General features: G+C 40.9%; 16 protein-coding genes, 1 pseudogene and 1 riboswitch. Of the genes and pseudogenes, 12 read left to right on the top strand and 5 right to left on the bottom strand.

Annotation, left to right across the window (positions count from 1 at the left end; genetic code table 11):
• The first annotated feature begins 1 nt into the window (after window position 1).
• Together qoxD and ACDZ29_RS13280 are read left to right on the top strand one after the other, a co-directional pair.
• Entirely contained in the window at window positions 2-286 is a 285-nt protein-coding gene (gene qoxD, locus ACDZ29_RS13275; RefSeq protein WP_289323556.1) for a cytochrome aa3 quinol oxidase subunit IV, read from the top strand.
• A 313-nt stretch (window positions 287-599) separates the two neighbouring features.
• A complete protein-coding gene (locus tag ACDZ29_RS13280) occupies window positions 600-1,043 on the top strand; it encodes a YfmQ family protein (RefSeq protein ID WP_289318143.1) in 444 nt (147 codons plus the stop codon).
• A 653-nt stretch (window positions 1,044-1,696) separates the two neighbouring features.
• On the opposite strand, the gene ACDZ29_RS13285 is transcribed toward ACDZ29_RS13280, so the two are convergent.
• Window positions 1,697-1,831 (bottom strand): BA3454 family stress response protein, encoded by a 135-nt coding sequence (locus ACDZ29_RS13285; RefSeq protein ID WP_289323557.1) that lies wholly within the window; start codon window positions 1,829-1,831, stop codon window positions 1,697-1,699.
• A 241-nt stretch (window positions 1,832-2,072) separates the two neighbouring features.
• Window positions 2,073-2,909, bottom strand: coding sequence for an EamA family transporter (locus ACDZ29_RS13290; RefSeq protein ID WP_375091006.1), 837 nt, complete (start codon window positions 2,907-2,909; stop codon window positions 2,073-2,075).
• 153 nt (window positions 2,910-3,062) lie between these two features.
• Window positions 3,063-3,108: riboswitch (PreQ1 riboswitch) on the top strand.
• A gap of 104 nt (window positions 3,109-3,212) precedes the next feature.
• Here ACDZ29_RS13290 and queF point away from each other — a divergent pair.
• Window positions 3,213-3,713 (top strand): preQ(1) synthase, encoded by a 501-nt coding sequence (queF, locus tag ACDZ29_RS13295; protein ID WP_034305880.1) that lies wholly within the window; start codon window positions 3,213-3,215, stop codon window positions 3,711-3,713.
• 204 nt (window positions 3,714-3,917) lie between these two features.
• The gene (locus tag ACDZ29_RS13300) at window positions 3,918-5,264 is read left to right on the top strand and encodes an aspartate kinase (protein WP_375091007.1); all 1,347 of its coding nucleotides are present in this window, start codon (window positions 3,918-3,920) and stop codon (window positions 5,262-5,264) included.
• Between the two features lie 621 nt (window positions 5,265-5,885).
• Here the strand turns inward: ACDZ29_RS13300 and ACDZ29_RS13305 are convergent.
• Window positions 5,886-6,446 carry a nitroreductase gene (locus tag ACDZ29_RS13305; RefSeq protein WP_375091008.1) on the bottom strand — a complete coding sequence of 187 codons (561 nt, stop codon included), beginning with the start codon at window positions 6,444-6,446 and terminating at the stop codon, window positions 5,886-5,888.
• Window positions 6,447-6,901: 455 nt separating this feature from the next.
• Between ACDZ29_RS13305 and ACDZ29_RS13310 the strand changes: the two genes are divergently transcribed.
• Together ACDZ29_RS13310 and ACDZ29_RS13315 are read left to right on the top strand one after the other, a co-directional pair.
• Window positions 6,902-8,650 (top strand): ABC transporter ATP-binding protein, encoded by a 1,749-nt coding sequence (locus ACDZ29_RS13310; protein WP_375091009.1) that lies wholly within the window; start codon window positions 6,902-6,904, stop codon window positions 8,648-8,650.
• Window positions 8,625-10,415, top strand: coding sequence for an ABC transporter ATP-binding protein (locus ACDZ29_RS13315; protein WP_375091010.1), 1,791 nt, complete (start codon window positions 8,625-8,627; stop codon window positions 10,413-10,415). The genes ACDZ29_RS13310 and ACDZ29_RS13315 overlap by 26 nt, the downstream gene beginning before the upstream one ends.
• A 55-nt stretch (window positions 10,416-10,470) precedes the next feature.
• Here the strand turns inward: ACDZ29_RS13315 and ACDZ29_RS13320 are convergent, their stop codons facing one another.
• A complete protein-coding gene (locus ACDZ29_RS13320) occupies window positions 10,471-10,599 on the bottom strand; it encodes a hypothetical protein (RefSeq protein ID WP_375091011.1) in 129 nt (42 codons plus the stop codon).
• Between the two features lie 27 nt (window positions 10,600-10,626).
• Window positions 10,627-10,722: pseudogene (locus ACDZ29_RS13325) on the bottom strand (MerR family transcriptional regulator); the annotation flags it as partial.
• Window positions 10,723-10,899: 177 nt separating this feature from the next.
• On the opposite strand from ACDZ29_RS13325, the gene ACDZ29_RS13330 reads away from it, so the two are divergent.
• From ACDZ29_RS13330 to ACDZ29_RS13355, 6 genes are all read left to right on the top strand, one after another.
• Window positions 10,900-12,957: a carbon starvation CstA family protein gene (locus tag ACDZ29_RS13330; protein ID WP_289323563.1), complete on the top strand. Its 2,058-nt coding sequence runs from the start codon at window positions 10,900-10,902 to the stop codon at window positions 12,955-12,957.
• 13 nt (window positions 12,958-12,970) lie between these two features.
• Window positions 12,971-13,174: a YbdD/YjiX family protein gene (locus tag ACDZ29_RS13335; protein ID WP_289323564.1), complete on the top strand. Its 204-nt coding sequence runs from the start codon at window positions 12,971-12,973 to the stop codon at window positions 13,172-13,174.
• Between the two features lie 294 nt (window positions 13,175-13,468).
• On the top strand, window positions 13,469-14,683 hold the full coding sequence (locus ACDZ29_RS13340; RefSeq protein WP_289323565.1) for an ammonium transporter: 1,215 nt from the start codon (window positions 13,469-13,471) through the stop codon (window positions 14,681-14,683).
• 15 nt (window positions 14,684-14,698) lie between these two features.
• A complete protein-coding gene (locus ACDZ29_RS13345) occupies window positions 14,699-15,061 on the top strand; it encodes a P-II family nitrogen regulator (protein WP_289323566.1) in 363 nt (120 codons plus the stop codon).
• A 604-nt stretch (window positions 15,062-15,665) separates the two neighbouring features.
• The gene (locus tag ACDZ29_RS13350) at window positions 15,666-16,316 is read left to right on the top strand and encodes a LytTR family DNA-binding domain-containing protein (RefSeq protein WP_375091012.1); all 651 of its coding nucleotides are present in this window, start codon (window positions 15,666-15,668) and stop codon (window positions 16,314-16,316) included.
• A gap of 130 nt (window positions 16,317-16,446) precedes the next feature.
• Window positions 16,447-17,973, top strand: a complete 1,527-nt coding sequence (locus ACDZ29_RS13355; protein ID WP_289318129.1) for an acetyl-CoA hydrolase/transferase family protein — start codon at window positions 16,447-16,449, stop codon at window positions 17,971-17,973.
• Window positions 17,974-18,126: the final 153 nt, after the last annotated feature.

Consider the following 18,126-nt stretch of genomic DNA (forward strand, 5'->3'; position numbering starts at 1 on the left):
TATGAAAGAATTATTCCCACGGGGCCAAGTTATGGGATTTGCCTTCTCACTAGTCCTGACTGTGGTCGCACTATCAGTTATTGTGTTTGATCTCTCACTTAAAATGGGTGTGATCATCCTGCTTGTTACAGCTTTCATGCAAGCTGCACTGCAATTGGTTATGTTCATGCACGCAGGTGAGTCTGAAGATAAAGCATCGATTTACACAAATGTTTATTACGGATTGTTCGTAGCATTGGTTACAATTTTCGGTACAATGCTAACAATGATTTGGGGATATCAATAATCGATTGAAAAGCTGGGCGTCTTGATGACGCCCAGTTTTTTTGTATTTATACCACTCTAATCACTTCGTTCATAGAAATTAGTTAAGAAGGGTGTGGATGAAACCATTTTGTTTAGTATAACCATTTCGGAATATTATATTTATAAGGGCAAAATTTACTTTTTTTGAAGCGCTCCCGTGCGTTTAAAGTGCAATGTTTTACTAAAGTAAAACGTTAATATAACAGACACATTTTCTAAGAAAAACTATCTGATCCTTTGATATAATAATCTATATAAGAAATTAATATATGACGTAGCGGAGATGATGAAATATGACATTGCCGGTTTTGATTTTGACAATTCTATTAAGTTTGCTTAAATTATTAGTAACCTGCCTTCCAACCGATGCAGTGAATTGGATTATCAGCAAATTTAAAATACATTCAGAACTTAGTGACGAGAATGCAATCGTAACCTTTGACGGAAGACGTTTGGAAAGTGAAGATAAAATAAAAGTTATTAATTATTTTAATAAGGCTAAATTTTTGAAAAAGAATCATATATTCCCTGGTAATGAGCAATTGTTTTTACATCCAGAGAACAGTGGGACTCCATTAGTCATTGATACTAAAAGAGGTAAAAAAGATGTTAGGTTATTTGTGTACATGTACAACGACCGTGTGGATGTAGTTAAGCAGTACAGGAAGAAATTAGTTTCGTATAGTCTGCTTTCCGATAGCCTCCAAGAACGCTCTATGCCATTAAGTTTAAATTAAAAGAACATTAAAAATGGCGATCTTTAAAAAAGAACATTTCAGACTGTAGGCAAACTCGAAAGAAAAGCGAATTTGCCTACAGTTTTTTTATTTAAAAAGGTTCCAGTTGTTTTCAGACGCTCCCTTTCCGCCGACTGTCTGCAAAGCCACCTCGCCGCATGCGTCTTTGGTGACTCGGTAAGCTGGTTTTTCGGCAGGAGTGTCGCGAATTTCTTCAATCCAGTGAGGTTTCATCCCATATTAAAGAGAAAAGTATCTTGGAGTATACCCTGTCTGTTTTAAAAAGATCGTAATGCTTCCCTCGGTAATCGCGATAGGGATACGGGATTAGGCCATTCCGTATCCCATTTTTTCGACAAACTGAGGCGTTCTTTAAAAAAATCGTCTTAATTTCTAAATTACTTGTTATTCAAATTGATTGTTGTAACGTAAAAACGTCTTAAAATTATTGTCACAAGAAAAAATAATTATGTGGATTATATGGGAAAATCGCTATCGAGGGTTCTTTAGAGAATACAAATGAAATACAGAAATCAGGATTGAAAAGGGTTTTAATTGTTAATTAATATAAAAACAAAGTGCATAGTGATTTTGGTGAGTTATATCTAAAAAGGTAATAAAAAAAGCAGGTATCTAAATCGATGCCTGCTTTTTTATGCTTTCCATTGTTTTTCCACTTGTTGAAGGGCTTGTTGTAAAATTTCTTCTTGATTAGTACCCGGTTTAGTAAGTACGTTAGTTTGATAAGATTTTCCTTGGAAATCAACTGTTACTGTAACTTTTTCCATTATGCATCGTTCCTTTCTAGTATTAAATGGGATGGTTGTACTACTTCTTTTATACCCTTGGGAGGAGATTTTTCAAACATTGCGGAATTAGCAAAAGTTGAGATTTAATATTCAAAATTATCTGATACTTTTACAGATGTGTCAACATTTTTTTTTTGACCTGCCCCATTTCCCGTTTAAATAGAAAATGACCTGGCTTGTACACATGACAGCCAGGTTGTTTTTGTAAAATGAACTATATTCATATTTTAGTTAAAATAATACCGATTAATGCAGCAAGAACACCGGCAATTTGATAGGTTTTTAGTTTTTCCTTGAATAAATAACATCCAGCGAATACGACAACTAAACAGTTCAGGCTGACGACAGGAAAAATGATGCTTGCGATCCCGGTGTTCAATGCAAAGAAATAACATCCATAGCCTATCATGCTTAAAAAACCTACCAAGGAACCGATTTTGACTTCCTTTAGCTTGATTTTTTCTTTTTTAAAGGCCAGAGCCGAAAGAAGATAAAGCATTCCGCCTCCATACATTGATACTAAGATATCAAGGGAGTTTAAGTGAAGACGTGTTGATGTCGTCATTAGAATTCCGAGCACACCAAATGATAAGATGGAGAATAATGTGTGCATGATCCAAGGGACATATTGATGGTTACCTTTGGCGTTAGGTGTATACTGGATGACTAATGTAGCGAGAAGCATGCAGGCGATTCCACTCCACTGCAAGGAAGAAATATGTTCGTGAAAAATTAAAGCTGCACAGAGTATGGGGAATATAGCATTAGCTGCGATTAATGGTGATGTCAAGCTTGCCGGACCTTTTTCAAAGGCGCTTGCCATCTGGATGTTACCATTAGCGTTCAGTACACCAATTGCTGCACCAAGCATGATGGACAGCCAGTTCAGCTGTAAACCATCCATAAATACTCCATAAGCAATGGATAAAATAAAAGCTGAAAAATAAAAGAAAAATTGGATATGTATCTTTGAATAGCTTTTTCCGCTACTCCATTTGAAAATGCTGTTATTGATTCCGAAACATAAGCTGGTAATGAGTGCTGCAAAAATCCACATGTGTATATTCTCTTCTTTCTTATAGGTTGAACTGCTTTTTCCATTTTAAACTGAATATATAAAGGAATCAAACCCAATTTAAGAGAGTTGCATTGACAGATTGACTATTTTTTTTTATATTTACTAAGACAATTTTAAAATATTTCCCGATAAACGGGAGAGGTTCATAGCATCACCCTCTTAAAAAAACTATGGATTTGATATTTTTCGCGAATCAACCATATCTTTGAGGAGATATGGTTTTTGTTATATAGAGGCCCATTTTATGAATCTCCCTGAAACGTGGGATTAGGAGGACTTTTCATGTCTGGAAGAAAAGAAGAAGAATTAAAAAAAGATATCACACTGCTTGGGAATCAAGGAACAAAATATACATTTGACTATGCGCCTGAAATCCTTGAGTCATTCGATAACAAGCATCCGAACCGGGATTATTTCGTTAAATTCAATTGCCCGGAATTCACTAGCTTATGTCCGATAACGGGCCAGCCGGATTTTGCTACCATTTACATCAGCTATATTCCCAGTGTGAAAATGGTGGAAAGCAAGTCTTTGAAACTTTATTTATTCAGCTTCCGCAATCACGGTGATTTCCATGAAGACTGCATGAACATCATCATGAATGATTTAATCGAATTGATGGACCCTAAATATATTGAAGTCTGGGGCAAGTTTACACCTAGGGGCGGAATTTCCATCGACCCTTACACGAATTATGGAAAACCAGGTACGAAGTATGAGGAAATGGCGAATTACCGCTTGATGAACCATGACTTATACCCGGAAACTGTGGATAATCGCTAAAGAATAGGAGAGACAATGGGCATATGCCCATTGTCTTTTTCTTTGTTTTTAACTATTCTGGATCAGTCGTCCTGATGTTTTGTCCTTTTTAAAAATACAAATGTCCTCCTATAATGGAATTCCCACTTGATTGTTTCGAGAAAAAGCGTAATAATAGGGAGAGTTGATTTTGACAGAATATTTACGAAAATAGGGGATGTCGAGATGAAAGTTGCAAAGTTTGGTGGAAGTTCACTTGCGTCAGGTGAACAGTTGAGGAAGGTATTCGAAATTGTTGTTTCTGATCCAGAGAGAAAGATTGTAGTCGTTTCGGCTCCAGGGAAACGCAATTCCGATGATATAAAGGTGACGGATTTATTGATTGAAGCTGCGGAACAGCAGCTGCGCGGGGATAACGGAGAGCATTTGATAGAAGATGTCGTATCCCGCTATGCGAGCATTGCTGAAGAGCTGGATATATCCGAGAGTGTCATCACTGGGATTCATGAAAATTTAATGGCACTGCTGCATGCTGACCAATCTAACCAGAAGCGCTATTTGGATGCTTTAAAGGCCAGTGGCGAAGATAATAATGCGAAGCTGGTCGCAGGTTATTTTCAAAGCCGTGGGGTAGAGGCAAAGTATATAAATCCAAAGAAGGCCGGCTTGATCGTAACGGATGAAGGTGGATTTACCAAGGTGCTGCCGGAGTCTTATGATCGGTTATATGCTCTTCGTGAAGAGCCTGGAATCGTAGTATTCCCAGGGTTCTTCGGTTATACGTTAGATGGTGATGTGTTAACCTTCTCAAGAAGCGGTTCCGATATTACTGGTTCGATTCTTGCGAATGGGGTCAAAGCTGATTTGTATGAGAACTTTACGGACGTGGATGCCGTTTATGCGGTGAATCCAAATGTGGTTTCCAATCCGAAGGGAATCCGGGAATTAACCTATCGTGAAATGCGTGAGCTTTCTTATGCAGGTTTCTCGGTATTTCATGATGAGGCGCTGATTCCTGCATTCCGTGCGGGAATACCTGTCCATATCCAGAATACGAACAATCCGGCGGCACAAGGGACACGCATTGTGAATACACGGGATAATACGAACGGGCCCGTTATTGGGATTGCGAGTGATAAAGGATTTTGCAGCATTTACATTAGCAAATATTTGATGAACCGGGAAGTTGGTTTTGGCCGGAAACTGCTGCACATCCTTGAAGATTATGGAGTTTCATATGAGCATATTCCATCAGGCATCGATGATGTGACGCTAATTCTAAGGCAGGACCAGATGAAAGGTGAAGTCGAGAAGAAAATCATTTCCCGAATCAAGAAAGAGCTTCATGCCGATGAAGTGAATGTGGAGCATGATCTTGCCTTGATCATGGTTGTAGGGGAAGGAATGCGCCATAATGTCGGTACAACGGCAAGAGCGTCAAAAGCCTTGGCCGAAGCTAAGGTTAATATTGAGATGATCAACCAGGGCTCTTCGGAGGTAAGTATGATGTTCGGTGTGAAAGGGCACAACGAAGAGACGGCAATTCAGGCATTATATCACGAGTTCTTTTGAGTATAATAGATCAGTGACCTCCTTTTAGAAGGGGGTTTTTTTGTGATCAATCTTTTAGTCACTATACATATGGCTGGACTTTTCATCTGGTACTTTATGGTAGTGGCAATGACCGTATGGGGATATTAAATCTGAGCTAAAAGACGCGGATACTTATTGCAGTGAATTGGTATGGTATATTCGTACTATAAAGCAAGGAAAGACTATAAAGTTAAGACAAATGCTGCTTCTGGATGTTATCCCCCAATTGGTTTAAAATAATTACTTCGAGTTGATTTCGCTGAATAGAATCATGTTTAGAAAGCCAACCTTATCACCTCAAGTTTAATACTTCTATATTTAATACAAAAAAGACTGTAGGAATAAGTTCTATCTATATATTAAAACAAAGTTGATTGGAGCGTAAGGTGCGAGACTCCTGCGGGAAAAGCGCGTCAAGGGGAGACACCGCAGGCGTAAGCCAAGGAGGCTCCCCGGACCGCCCGCGGAAAGCGAGTGCCTGGAGAGGAAATCAACGTTCAAATTGTAAAGCCATAAAAAAACTGTAGACAAACTCGATTTTCATCGAGTTTGTCTACAGTCTGAGCCTCCAAATAGAAGATTGGAGGCTTTCCTTTTAGGTTAGTCCATAATTGTCAGGAGTTGATCGATCTCTTTCCTGGGGCGTGGGGCAGGGATCATGTCGGGATAGCCAACATGAAGGCTGCCTACGATTTTCTCGCCAGGTTTAACGCCTAAAGCTTCACGAAACTCCATGCTGTGGATCATGCCGTATGTTTCCCATATCATCCCGATTCCTTGTTCCCAGGCAAGCAGGCTGAAATTTTGGATCAAGGCACTTGTAGCTGCATAATCTTCTTCACGTGTCATTGGATTCGGATTCTCTTCCATGATCACTGCGACAAACATCGGTACATCTATAAGTTTATTATATCCTCGCTGTCCGGCTGCGTTTTTCTTTTCAGGGTCCTTCTCTTTGCCTGCCATAAAAGCACGGGTTGCTTCTGCGAGTTTTAAACGGCTTTCGCCATGTACCACGACGAAGCGCCAAGGCTGGGTCATTTTATGGTTCGGTGCCCATGTCGACGTTTCCAATAATGATTGGATGGTATCAATAGGAACAGGAATGTCCTTAAATCGCTTAATGCTGCGCCGTTCTTTAATGATATCTTCAAGTTTCATGATCATCCTGCTCCTTTAATCATATATGTAAGTTCATTAGTTTTTTTAAAAAAAATAGTCCCCGGCTGCCTAATATGCTTCCAACGTGAATAAATTACTTGAATAAAGAGGGGGCAATATTCCAGTGACTTGCATTCGCTAATGAGCATATAATTTTTACTAGGCACAGAGAAGCCGGGGCGACATTGTATCTATGTACAATATCAAAAGGGTACGATAAGAGATTATCGTAATTGCTTATCAAATTTCAGAGATCAATAATGAAATTGAAAATCATTATCAATTAGAATTTTCGCTTATTTCCTGTTATTTGTCAAGAGTATTTATTAAAAAAAAATCAAGTTATTTACTAATCCTTTGAATCAGTTAAAATCTTTTAAAAAATCTGTATAAAAATGTATAATGAGAGGATGAAAAGATGCTATCTACATATGAAGAATCGAAGGGTGTCATAGATGAAAAAACTGGCCTCATTTCTTAAGCCGTACTGGCTCTTGATCATTCTTGCTTTAATCTTAATGATTGTCGAGCTCGGTGTAGAACTGTTACAACCTCTATTTATAGCAAAAATAATTGATGATGGCATTTTACAGAAAGATTTATCGGTGGTGATTAAATGGGGAAGCGTCATGGTTGGACTTTCCATTTTTTCATTTATTGGCGGGATCGTTAATTCCTTTACGGCATCACATGTAAGTCAGAGTTTTGGACATGATGTCAGGAAAAGCCTTTTTGGTAAGATACAGGCGTTTTCTTTTGCGAATTTGAATAATATCCCGACTTCCTCGTTGATCACAAGGATGACGAATGATGTGACCCAACTTCAAAATACGGTTTTTATGGGCCTGCGTATCATGGCAAGGGCGCCATTGATCGTAATCGGCGGGGCGATAATGGCCATTGCGGTAGATTTTAAACTCTCCCTTGTTTTGGTCATTTCGATTCCGGTTCTTGTTTTTTTTCTTGGCTGGGTTATGAAACGAGCGGCTATTCTATTTAAGCTCGTACAGAAAAAGCTCGATAATGTCAACGGTGTCATGAGGGAAAACCTGATAGGCATGCGCTTGATCAAAGCCTTTCTTCGTAAGGAGCATGAAATTGGACGGTTTGACGATGCAAATGACGAGTTGAAAAGAAAGACTATGTCTTCCCTTCGTTTAATTGAAACGACCATGCCTGTACTGATGCTGGTCATGAATGTGGCAATTCTGATCATTCTCTGGCTTGGAAGCGAATTTATTACAACGGGAGATATACAGGTAGGGGAAGTTGTGGCGATTGTAAACTATGCCACAAGGATTGCGGCATCACTTTCCGTTTTTTCATGGCTGATCATGGTCATTTCCCGTGCGAAGGCTTCCGCGGAACGTGTGACGGAAATATTTGAAACCCCGATAGATATTGATGAGGGTAAGTTGGAAAGCAAGAGTGAGGCCGTCAATGGGGGAGGCATAAAGTTCCTGGATGTATCTTTCCGCTACCCTGGAACCGATGCACCGGTATTGAAAAACTTGAACTTTTCTATCGATCCGGGAGAATCGCTTGCCATCATAGGAGCGACGGGATCAGGGAAAACATCCTTGTTCCAGCTGATTCCGAGATTATACGAAGTTGAAAGCGGCTCCATTCAAATAGATGGCCAGGATGTGAAAGATATTCCCTTGAATTCGCTGCGGAAAAGGATTGGCTATGTACCGCAGGAAGCCCTTCTTTTTTCAGGAACCATAAAAAGTAATGTTGCCTGGGGAAAAGAAGGGGCATCAATGGAGGAAATCATGGCAGCAGCCATGCATGCCCAGGTTCATGAAACCATCATGAAACTCCCGAAACAATATGAAACGCAGTTAGGGCAAAAAGGAGTGAATCTGTCCGGAGGGCAAAAACAGCGGTTATCGATTGCGAGAGCATTGGTGCGCAAACCGAAGATTCTCATTCTGGATGATAGTACGAGTGCGCTGGATTTGAAAACGGAAAGTAGATTACTCGCCGCTTTAAAGGCCTATACATGCACAACGCTCATCATTACACAAAAAATCAGCACAGCCATGGAGGCGGACAAAATCTTGTTACTGGAAAATGGTCAAGTGCTTGCACTAGGGAAACATCAGGATTTGATTCAATCAAGTGATCTTTATCGAAAAATCGTTCACTCACAGTTTGGGGAGGAGGGAGTTTCTCTTGAGTCCAAGAATATCTCCCGTTAAGGTAAAGTCAAAACCGGTCAATTCATGGAATACGATAAAAAGGATCATCCCCTACTTAGCAACGAATAAAAGCCTGCTATTTTGTGTCCTTTTCATGGTACTGGTAAGCTCCGTTTTGGGATTGCTCGGCCCCTTTCTTGTTGGGATGGCGATCGATGATTATATTGTTACAAAGGATAGCGAGGGGCTGTTCAGCCTTCTTATCGGGCTTCTCGGAGTCTATCTATTCTATTCCCTATCCATGTGGCTTCAGAATTATTGGATGATCGGAATCGCGCAGGATACGGTTTATGCGATGCGCAATCAATTGTTCAAGAAACTTCACCAGTTATCCATTCCCTTTTTTGACCGGCGTCAGCATGGGGAATTGATGAGTAGGGTCACGAATGATATAGAAAACGTCAGTTCCACTTTGAATAGTTCCGTGATCCAGATTTTTTCAAGTGTGCTGACACTGGTCGGGACGATTGGAGTGATGTTGTATTTAAGCCCTCTATTGACTGTTTTAACCTTATTCATCGTTCCTCTTATGTTCTTCGGGCTGAGGTGGATAACGAACCGGACGGGAAAGCTTTTTAAAGAACAGCAGAAGAACCTTGGAGAACTGAATGGGTTTATAGAAGAAACGATTTCGGGACAACGGATCGTAAAGGCTTTTTCGCAGGAAGATAAAGTGATCCGTGATTTTATCACCCGGAGTGAAAACTTAAAGAAAGCCGGATTTCTATCACAATCATACTCCGGGCTGATTCCAAAACTGATGAATTTACTCAACAACTTAAGTTTTACGGTAATTGCCGCAGTCGGCGGGTTTTTGGCGTTGAGTGGCATAGGCACGGTTTCCATCGGGGTCATTGTCATTTTCACCGAGTATTCAAGGCAATTCACCCGTCCGCTCAATGACCTGGCTAATCAATTCAATACACTCCTCTCAGCTGTTGCTGGTGCTGAGCGGGTTTTCACCATACTTGATGAAAAAGAAGAAGAAGTGGATGAGAAACAGGCCTCTGAACTTCGGGATGTCTGTGGTGAGGTGGACTTTGAGGGTGTTACATTTTCATACAATGATGAGGACCAAACGATATATGATGTTAGTTTTCATGCAGAAAAAGGGGAGACCATCGCGCTTGTAGGTCCCACTGGGGCCGGTAAGACAACGATCATTAATCTTCTTGCCCGTTTTTACGAGCCAAACAACGGCCGGATCTTGATTGATGGCCAGAATATCCAGCAGGTGACCAGATCAAGTCTCCGCAAGCATATGGGTTTTGTTTTACAGGATTCCTTTTTATTTCAGGGTACGATTCGTGAAAATATCCGCTACGGTCGACTGGAGGCGGGAGATGAAGAAGTGGTGGATGCAGCGAAGCTTGCCAATGCCCATTCCTTTATCATGAAAATGCCAGAACGATATGATACCATCTTGAATCAGGATGGCGGTGGAATCAGTCAGGGACAGCGCCAGCTTTTATCGATTGCCAGGGCCATTTTAGCCGATCCCGTTCTATTGATTTTGGATGAAGCGACAAGTAGCATAGATACGATTACCGAGCTTAAAATCCAGGAAGCATTACACCGTTTGATGGAGGGGAGGACAAGTTTTGTCATTGCCCATCGATTGAATACGATTCAGCAAAGTGATCAAATCCTGGTGCTTGATGAAGGAAAGGTCATTGAAAAGGGATCACATGATGAATTGTTGAAGCAAAGGGGTTTTTATTACGATCTCTATCGCAGTTCATTAAAGGAAAATCAGACCGGATGAAAAAAATGTGTGCCGTCAGGCGCACATTTTTTGCGTTGTCCTGTAAAACACGAACTTAAACTTGGGGATTGCATTCCGTCTCATTGTTTTCCGCTTCCTCTATGCTCGCAAACGTCTGTTGTTGTTGATGGAGGAGCAATTCTTTGAAGGATTTTTTATCCAATACGGTTTTTATATCATCCAAAGAGACCGAAAGGCTTTTGAGTAGACAGATTTTCTCGAGCCTTTTCAGGTCTTTTTCCGTATAATACCTGCGGCCATTTGTATTGTGGGGAAAGAGGTAAATATCGACAAAATAATGGAAAATACTTTACAATTTGACTAAATTACTATTGCTAAAAAACCTTATGATAACATATAATTCAGAATATATATAAAATTCTTTAAATTTAACGTCACGAGGCGGAATATAGCCCTAACACCCTGTAAAATGAAGATTTTTTTATAGTTGATCACTAGTTTAATAGAGAGGAGATGGAAAAAAATGAAAGCGCTTAAGTCGGTTATTCTTTGGGGGATCATATCAGCAGTGGGTGCGGTGAGTTTTGGTGTCGTCGCGCTAAACCGAGGGGAAAGCATCAATGCCATGTGGATTGTCACTGCAGCACTCTGTGTTTATTCAATTGCCTATCGCTTTTATAGTAAATTCATTGCACAGAAAGTGTTTGAGCTAGATGATAATCGCCAGACTCCATCTGAAGCGAATAATGATGGGAAGGACTACGTGCCTACAAATAAATGGGTGCTGTTTGGCCACCATTTTGCAGCAATTGCAGGAGCTGGCCCTCTTGTAGGCCCCATCCTTGCAGCGCAAATGGGATATTTGCCAGGGACGCTTTGGCTTGTAGTCGGAGTTGTATTAGCTGGTGCCGTTCAGGATTTCATCATTCTCTTTGGTTCGATGCGCCGTAACGGCAAGTCATTGGGAGAAATGATCAAAGAGGAAATTGGTCCGATTACAGGTTTGATAGCAATGATCGGCATCCTGGGTATCATGATTATTTTATTAGCGGTACTTGCCCTGGTTGTCGTTAAAGCGCTGGTGGGCAGTCCATGGGGGATGTTCACGATTGCCTCGACCATACCGATTGCAGTCCTTATGGGCATCTATATGCGCTATATACGGCCGGGACGGGTTGGTGAAGGATCGATTATTGGAATCGTACTATTGATGCTTGCGTTATATTTCGGCCGCTTTGTATCCGAAAGCGCTACGTTGGCGCCAATGTTCACTTTCAGTGGGGAAACGATCGCCATCATGTTGATTGTATACGGATTCGTTGCCTCCGTTTTGCCGGTATGGATGCTATTGGCACCGCGTGATTACTTAAGCACATTCTTGAAAATCGGTACGATCATCGGACTTGCACTAGGAATCTTTATAGTCATGCCGAGCCTTGAAATGCCTGCCGTCACTCAATTCATTGATGGAACAGGCCCCGTATTTTCCGGAAATTTATTCCCGTTCCTATTCATTACGATCGCTTGTGGAGCGGTATCTGGATTCCATGCACTCGTTTCATCGGGTACAACTCCTAAAATGATTGAACGCGAATCCCATTCACGTCCAATCGGGTACGGGGCGATGTTGACTGAATCTTTTGTAGCCATCATGGCGATGATAGCAGCCTGTGTACTTACGCCAGGGATCTATTTTGCCATTAATAGCCCGGGGGCCGTTATAGGTACGGAGCCGGCTCAAGTGGCTGCTACGATATCCGATTGGGGTTTCATTTTGACACCTGAAATGATTACTGGCCTTGCGGATGATGTTGGGGAAGAGACCATTCTATCCCGAACTGGAGGGGCTCCAACCTTTGCAATCGGTATGGCCCATATCTTCTCGCAAGTGATTGGTGGAGCGTCCCTGATGGCGTTCTGGTATCATTTTGCGATCCTGTTCGAGGCATTGTTCATATTGACCACCATTGATGCGGGAACAAGGGTAGGGCGTTTTATGATACAGGATATTATCGGCACCTTTTACAAGCCATTTGCCGAAACGAATAAATGGCTGCCCAATATTATTGCAACTGCCATTTGTGTAATCGGTTGGGGATACTTCCTTTATCAAGGGGTCATAGATCCTCTTGGCGGGATCAATACCCTTTGGCCATTGTTTGGAATTGCGAATCAGATGCTTTCCGCCATTGCATTGCTGCTTGGGACGACAGTCCTTTTCAAAATGGGCAAAAAAGCGTACACATGGGTCACACTCGTCCCTACTACATTCTTATTGATAGTGACCATGACAGCTGGATGGCAAAAGCTGTTCCACGAAAACCCGGCGATAGGCTTTTTAGCGCATAAGGATAAATTTAAAGCGGCCTATGATAGTGGGGAAGTTCTTGCTCCGGCAGCAAATCTAGCCGAGATGAAACGGGTTATCGTCAATGATTATGTGGATGCAGCCCTTTGTGCCATCTTCATGATCGTTGTGATCACTGTCCTGATTTCTGCCATTAGGTTATGGATAAAAGTCTTGAAGAACCAGAAAATAGATTTACATGAATCGCCTTATGTATCAAGAAGGACATCATAAGGGAGGAATGGCCATGTTGAAAAGATTAGTTAAGATTCTCAGCTACAGAAAGCAATTCGTCAGTTTGCTTGTCGGCGTTCCAAGTTATGATACCTATGTGGCACATATGAGCGTGCACCATCCTGATGATCCTGTAAAAACCAGGAAAGAATTTTTCTGCGAAGCCCAGGATGAACGGTATAACGCAAAGGGTGGCAAGGTGTCTCGTTGCTGTTAACTGAATATATTTTGAAGGGCCCTCAAATAAGAGGGCCCTTTTTTAGTTGAATCTTATGAAGTCGGACATAAGTAGAGGGGGAAATGTAACGGTGATGGACTGAAAAAATCTTGAAAAGTACCAAAAAATGAAATTTTACGGTTCTTTATTCATGGGAGATGTTATATAACCTTACATTTTTTAATGAAATACAAAAAATCAGTTGAATTATTAGAAAATTAAGTATATGATAAAAAACATAACATAATAGTGTTAATAAACATAACATATACAAAAAACAAGGGGGAAAACAATATGCAAATGGCAGATTCGGTATTCATGTTTTTGGCGACGATGATGGTTTGGCTAATGACACCAGGGATTGCCCTGTTTTATGGAGGGATGGTAAAAAGTAAAAATGTCCTGAATACGGCGATGCATAGTTACATGCCGCTGGCAGTCATTTCGATTCTTTGGGTACTGATTGGGTATTCATTATCGTTTTCACCTGGAAATACACTCCTGGGCGGCTTGGACTGGGTTGGTTTAAAAGATGTAGGCTTCGAACCTGGTCCATACAGCGAAACAATTCCTCATAGTTTATTCATGTTATTCCAAATGACTTTTGCCGTTTTAACAGTCTCGATCATTGCAGGTGGCATTGCCGAGCGGATGAAGTTTTCTGCATTCTTGATTTTTACGATCCTTTGGTCTTTATTCGTATACGCTCCTGTTGCTCACTGGGTATGGGGTGGGGGCTGGTTAGCGGAGATGGGTACACTTGACTTTGCAGGCGGCAACGTTGTTCATATATCTTCCGGGGTTGCCGGTCTGGTATTAGCAATCATGTTAGGTAAAAGGAAAGAGTCAGGGGACAGTGCGCCACATAATCTTCCTTTAACATTCCTTGGCGGATCACTAATTTGGTTCGGTTGGTATGGCTTCAACGTCGGTAGCGCACTGACAATCAATGAAGTGGCCATGAATGTATTCGTTAATACAGCCGTTGCAGCAGCAGCTGGTATCATAGGCTGGCTGATCGTCGAGTATATGGCTAATAAGAAGGCAACGTTGCTTGGTGCAGTATCAGGAGCTATTTCAGGGTTGGTTGCGATTACACCTGCTTGTGGATTCGTAACGCCCGCTTCTTCCATCATCATCGGGGTCGTTGGCGGTGCTGTATGTTTCTGGGGTGTATTCTTCCTGAAGAATAAACTGGGTTACGATGATGCTCTGGATGCTTTCGGATTACATGGGATCGGTGGTACATGGGGTGGCATCGCTACAGGTTTATTCGCGACCACTTCCGTCAACGAAAACGGGGCAAATGGTTTATTCTATGGAGATTTCAACTTATTGTGGAAGCAGCTTGTAGCAATCGTTGCGACTTATATTTTCGTTGCCGTGGTCACTTATGTCATTGCTAAAGTCATTAACCTGTTCGTTCCGTTACGTGTCAGTGAGGAAGATGAGTCAATGGGGCTTGATCTTACACTTCATGGAGAAAAGGCCTATCATGAATCAATTTAAAAGGGGGTTGATCATATGTCCGAGGTTTTAACGAAAATAGAAATCATTACACGTCCTATCAAGTTTGAACAATTCAAAGCGGAACTTGCAAAAATAGGGGTAAGCGGAATGACTGTATCGGAAGTAAAAGGAACTGGTCTTCAGAAAAGTTATGTGGAAACATATAGAGGCAGAAACCGGGAAATGTCATTGCATGACCGGATGAAAATCGAAATTGTCGTGTGTGAAGTGCCAGTTCAGGATGTTGTGGATGTAGCAAGAAAATTCTTAAGCACCGGTAAACCGGGTGACGGTAAAATCTTCATTTATGAATTGGCGAATGTTGTGAATATCCGTACCGGAAAAGAAGGTCATGATGCGTTAAAGAATGAAATCTAATGCAGTGATAACTCCGACCGAATGTGCCGGAGCCAATAGATTAAGAAAGGGAGCTGAAAATGGGGAGACTGGTCCGAATTGTTAATGCAAAAAAACAGAAGATCGTTAATACGCTCATTTCAGAGGATGTATATCAACCTGATGACCGACCCTTTTTATTGGAATTACCACTGAAAAATCTAGAAGAAATTTTATGCCTTCGAATGAAATCCGCGTTTCAAAATTCCCGTTTTAAAAAATAACCTTTCAGCCGTTATCCTATCTGCAGGAGAACGGCTTTCTTTATGCTTTTGATGCCCGCCCTCAGTAGTGGCATTTAAAATTATAGCTTCAAAATGAATTTTGCTATATAAGGAAACTTTTTTCTTGAATCCCCCATGGAAATCGGGGGTGTTTCCAACTATAATGGATAAGGATATAAATTTAAATTCAATTTTATTGCTTTTTTTGACACTTTTCGCTTAGTTAATTCATTTTTTCTTTATTTTGCGAGAAATTAAATTCAAAAAAATGTAAGTGCTCCAAAAATCTATGAATCATTTTGCTATTGCCCTGTTTGATGATGGGGAAATTATTAATATGTTCTTTTAAGAGGTGAAGGGAAATGGATCAATTTACGGTCGAATCCGTTTTAAATATCATCAGGGAGTTTGTACCGAAGGATGCTTCAATTTCTGTTGCTGATTCCGAAAAATACATCTATTATCAACCGAGCAAACAAGTTGACCTTAGAATAAAACCGGGTGATCGAATTAGTGAAAACACGGCGACATATAAAGCGTTGAGTGTTCGTAAAAAAATTGGGGTGCAAGTGGAAAGTAATGTGTTTGGTGTACCTTACTATGGGTTGAGTGTGCCTATCATGGACGAGGGCAATCCTTTAGGCGCGGTAACAGCCATTTTGCCAACAAAGCCATTAATTTTACCGACATCATTCTTGACCATTAAAATAGATGATCACTGGATACCGCTTCCATATGATCAAATTATGTATTTGGAAGCTCAAAATAGGAAAACTAAAATTCAGTCCGAACGCGTGAGTGGATTTCATAAAATGAACCTAAGTGAATTGGAATTCATTTTACCTAATGATTTATTCATTCGTGTACATCGTTCGTACATCGTCAATATCAACTATATACAAGAGATCCTTCCTGATTTTCATTCTACATTTTTACTAATAATGAAGGACAATTCCAAAATTCAAGTCAGTCAAACATATGCAAGTCAATTTAGAAGAGCTTTGGGATTTTAGTGTTTCTCCTTAGTGTGAAAAAAATGCTGGTTTATGCTCTATTTAAGGCTTTTCATTCGAAAATGAATGTGACAATTACACAGGATTGGTAAAATTAAGTGTAAGAAAAGCGAAAATGGGGGTCTTTTGTATGAACGAAAGCGTTTTCAAAAAAATTCGCAACGAACAATTTAAGGGGAAAGTAGTTACAGCGGAAGAAGCAGCTTCCTGGATTAAAGATGGGATGAAACTCGGTATGAGTGGATTTACCCGTGCTGGTGATGCTAAGGTCATTCCGATGGCTCTAGTTGAAAGGGCTAAAACTGAAAAATTCAAAGTTGACGTTTATACTGGTGCTTCATTAGGACCGGAAGTCGACCAACATATGGCGGAAGCCGGTATCATAAACAAACGTTTGCCGTTCCAAGCGGATAAAGGCATTCGCAATAAAATCAATGCTGATGAAGTCACTTATGTGGATCAGCATTTATCTCATACAGCTGAACAAGTTCGTCAAGGCATTGTCGGACCTATAGATATTGCTATCATCGAAGCATTGGCGATTACGGAAGAAGGATTAATCATCCCGACAACTTCTGTAGGTAACTCAGCCATATTCGTTCAAGAAGCTAAACATGTAATCATTGAAATGAACGTGTCCCATCCAGAAGGATTGGAAGGGATGCATGATATATATACACCAGCTAAACAAGGGGAACGCGAACCGATTCCTATGACTAGCGTAAGCGATCGCCTGGGATCGATTGGAATTCCGGTTGACCCTGAAAAAGTAATGGGGATTGTCGTTTCTACAGATCTTGATGCACCTTCTACAATCGTGCCGCCGGATGCAGAAACTGCAACGATCGCTAACCACCTCATAAACTTCCTTCGTGGAGAAATCAAGGCTGGCCGTTTAACTGAAAGCCTTGCTCCGCTTCAGTCAGGTGTAGGTTCCGTGGCAAATGCAGTATTCGCTGGCTTTCTTGATTCTGAATTTAAAGAATTGGAAGTGTATTCAGAAGTACTGCAAGATGCTGTATTCGATTTAATCGATGCTGGAAAAGTTAAATTCGCTTCAGGGTGTTCGATTACATTAGCTGAAGAAAAAGGAAAACAAGTATACGGTGAGCTTGATAAATACCGTGATAAACTAGTTCTTCGTCCACAAGAAATATCTAACCATCCTGAAATCATCCGTCGTCTTGGTTTGATTTCAATCAATACAGCGTTAGAGTGCGATATCTACGGTAACGTAAACTCGACACATGTTTCTGGGACAAGAATGATGAATGGAATCGGTGGATCAGGAGATTTTGCCCGTAATTCACGCCTAGGCATTTTCGTTACGAAATCATATGCAAAAGGCGGCAACATTTCCAGTATCGTTCCTTTCGTTTCTCATGTGGATCATACTGAACATGATGTGGATGTATTAGTGACAGAGCAAGGGATTGCTGATTTACGTGGTTTGGCACCAAAAGAGCGCGTAGAGCTAATCATCGAAAACTGTGCACATCCTGACTACCGTCCACAGCTTCGTGCATATTTCACTGAAGCTGTCGCGCAAACTGGAGGACATCAAACTCCACATATTCTTGAAAAAGCATTCTCATGGCATACAAACCTGGCTAAAAACGGTACGATGCTTGAAACAGTGCTTCAAGATCAAAAATAAGAGACAAAACCCCGCCCTTCAGCGGGGTTTTTTTATTTGTGTTCGCCTTGCACTATGCCCCTTTTGATGTCTGGGTGGAAACTAATGAAACTTTCGTCACTCGAATGGAATATTGAAAGGGAAGTGGATTATTCTTCTAAGTAATTTGTATGA

It is taken from the genome of Peribacillus sp. RS7 (genome assembly GCF_041956845.1).
Taxonomy (GTDB): domain Bacteria; phylum Bacillota; class Bacilli; order Bacillales; family DSM-1321; genus Peribacillus.

Excerpts from the sequence above, each read along its gene's own strand:
- ACDZ29_RS13330 (WP_289323563.1), top strand. The coding sequence starts at position 10,900 with ATGAAAGCGCTTAAGTCGGTTATTCTTTGGGGGATCATATCAGCAGTG.
- ACDZ29_RS13355 (WP_289318129.1), top strand. The coding sequence starts at position 16,447 with ATGAACGAAAGCGTTTTCAAAAAAATTCGCAACGAACAATTTAAGGGG.
- ACDZ29_RS13340 (WP_289323565.1), top strand. The coding sequence starts at position 13,469 with ATGCAAATGGCAGATTCGGTATTCATGTTTTTGGCGACGATGATGGTT.
- qoxD (WP_289323556.1), top strand. The coding sequence starts at position 2 with ATGAAAGAATTATTCCCACGGGGCCAAGTTATGGGATTTGCCTTCTCA.
- ACDZ29_RS13345 (WP_289323566.1), top strand. The coding sequence starts at position 14,699 with ATGTCCGAGGTTTTAACGAAAATAGAAATCATTACACGTCCTATCAAG.
- ACDZ29_RS13335 (WP_289323564.1), top strand. The coding sequence starts at position 12,971 with ATGTTGAAAAGATTAGTTAAGATTCTCAGCTACAGAAAGCAATTCGTC.
- queF (WP_034305880.1), top strand. The coding sequence starts at position 3,213 with ATGTCTGGAAGAAAAGAAGAAGAATTAAAAAAAGATATCACACTGCTT.
- ACDZ29_RS13300 (WP_375091007.1), top strand. The coding sequence starts at position 3,918 with ATGAAAGTTGCAAAGTTTGGTGGAAGTTCACTTGCGTCAGGTGAACAG.
- ACDZ29_RS13290 (WP_375091006.1), bottom strand. The coding sequence starts at position 2,909 with ATGTGGATTTTTGCAGCACTCATTACCAGCTTATGTTTCGGAATCAAT.
- ACDZ29_RS13305 (WP_375091008.1), bottom strand. The coding sequence starts at position 6,446 with ATGAAACTTGAAGATATCATTAAAGAACGGCGCAGCATTAAGCGATTT.
- ACDZ29_RS13280 (WP_289318143.1), top strand. The coding sequence starts at position 600 with ATGACATTGCCGGTTTTGATTTTGACAATTCTATTAAGTTTGCTTAAA.
- ACDZ29_RS13285 (WP_289323557.1), bottom strand. The coding sequence starts at position 1,831 with ATGGAAAAAGTTACAGTAACAGTTGATTTCCAAGGAAAATCTTATCAA.
- ACDZ29_RS13310 (WP_375091009.1), top strand. The coding sequence starts at position 6,902 with ATGAAAAAACTGGCCTCATTTCTTAAGCCGTACTGGCTCTTGATCATT.
- ACDZ29_RS13350 (WP_375091012.1), top strand. The coding sequence starts at position 15,666 with ATGGATCAATTTACGGTCGAATCCGTTTTAAATATCATCAGGGAGTTT.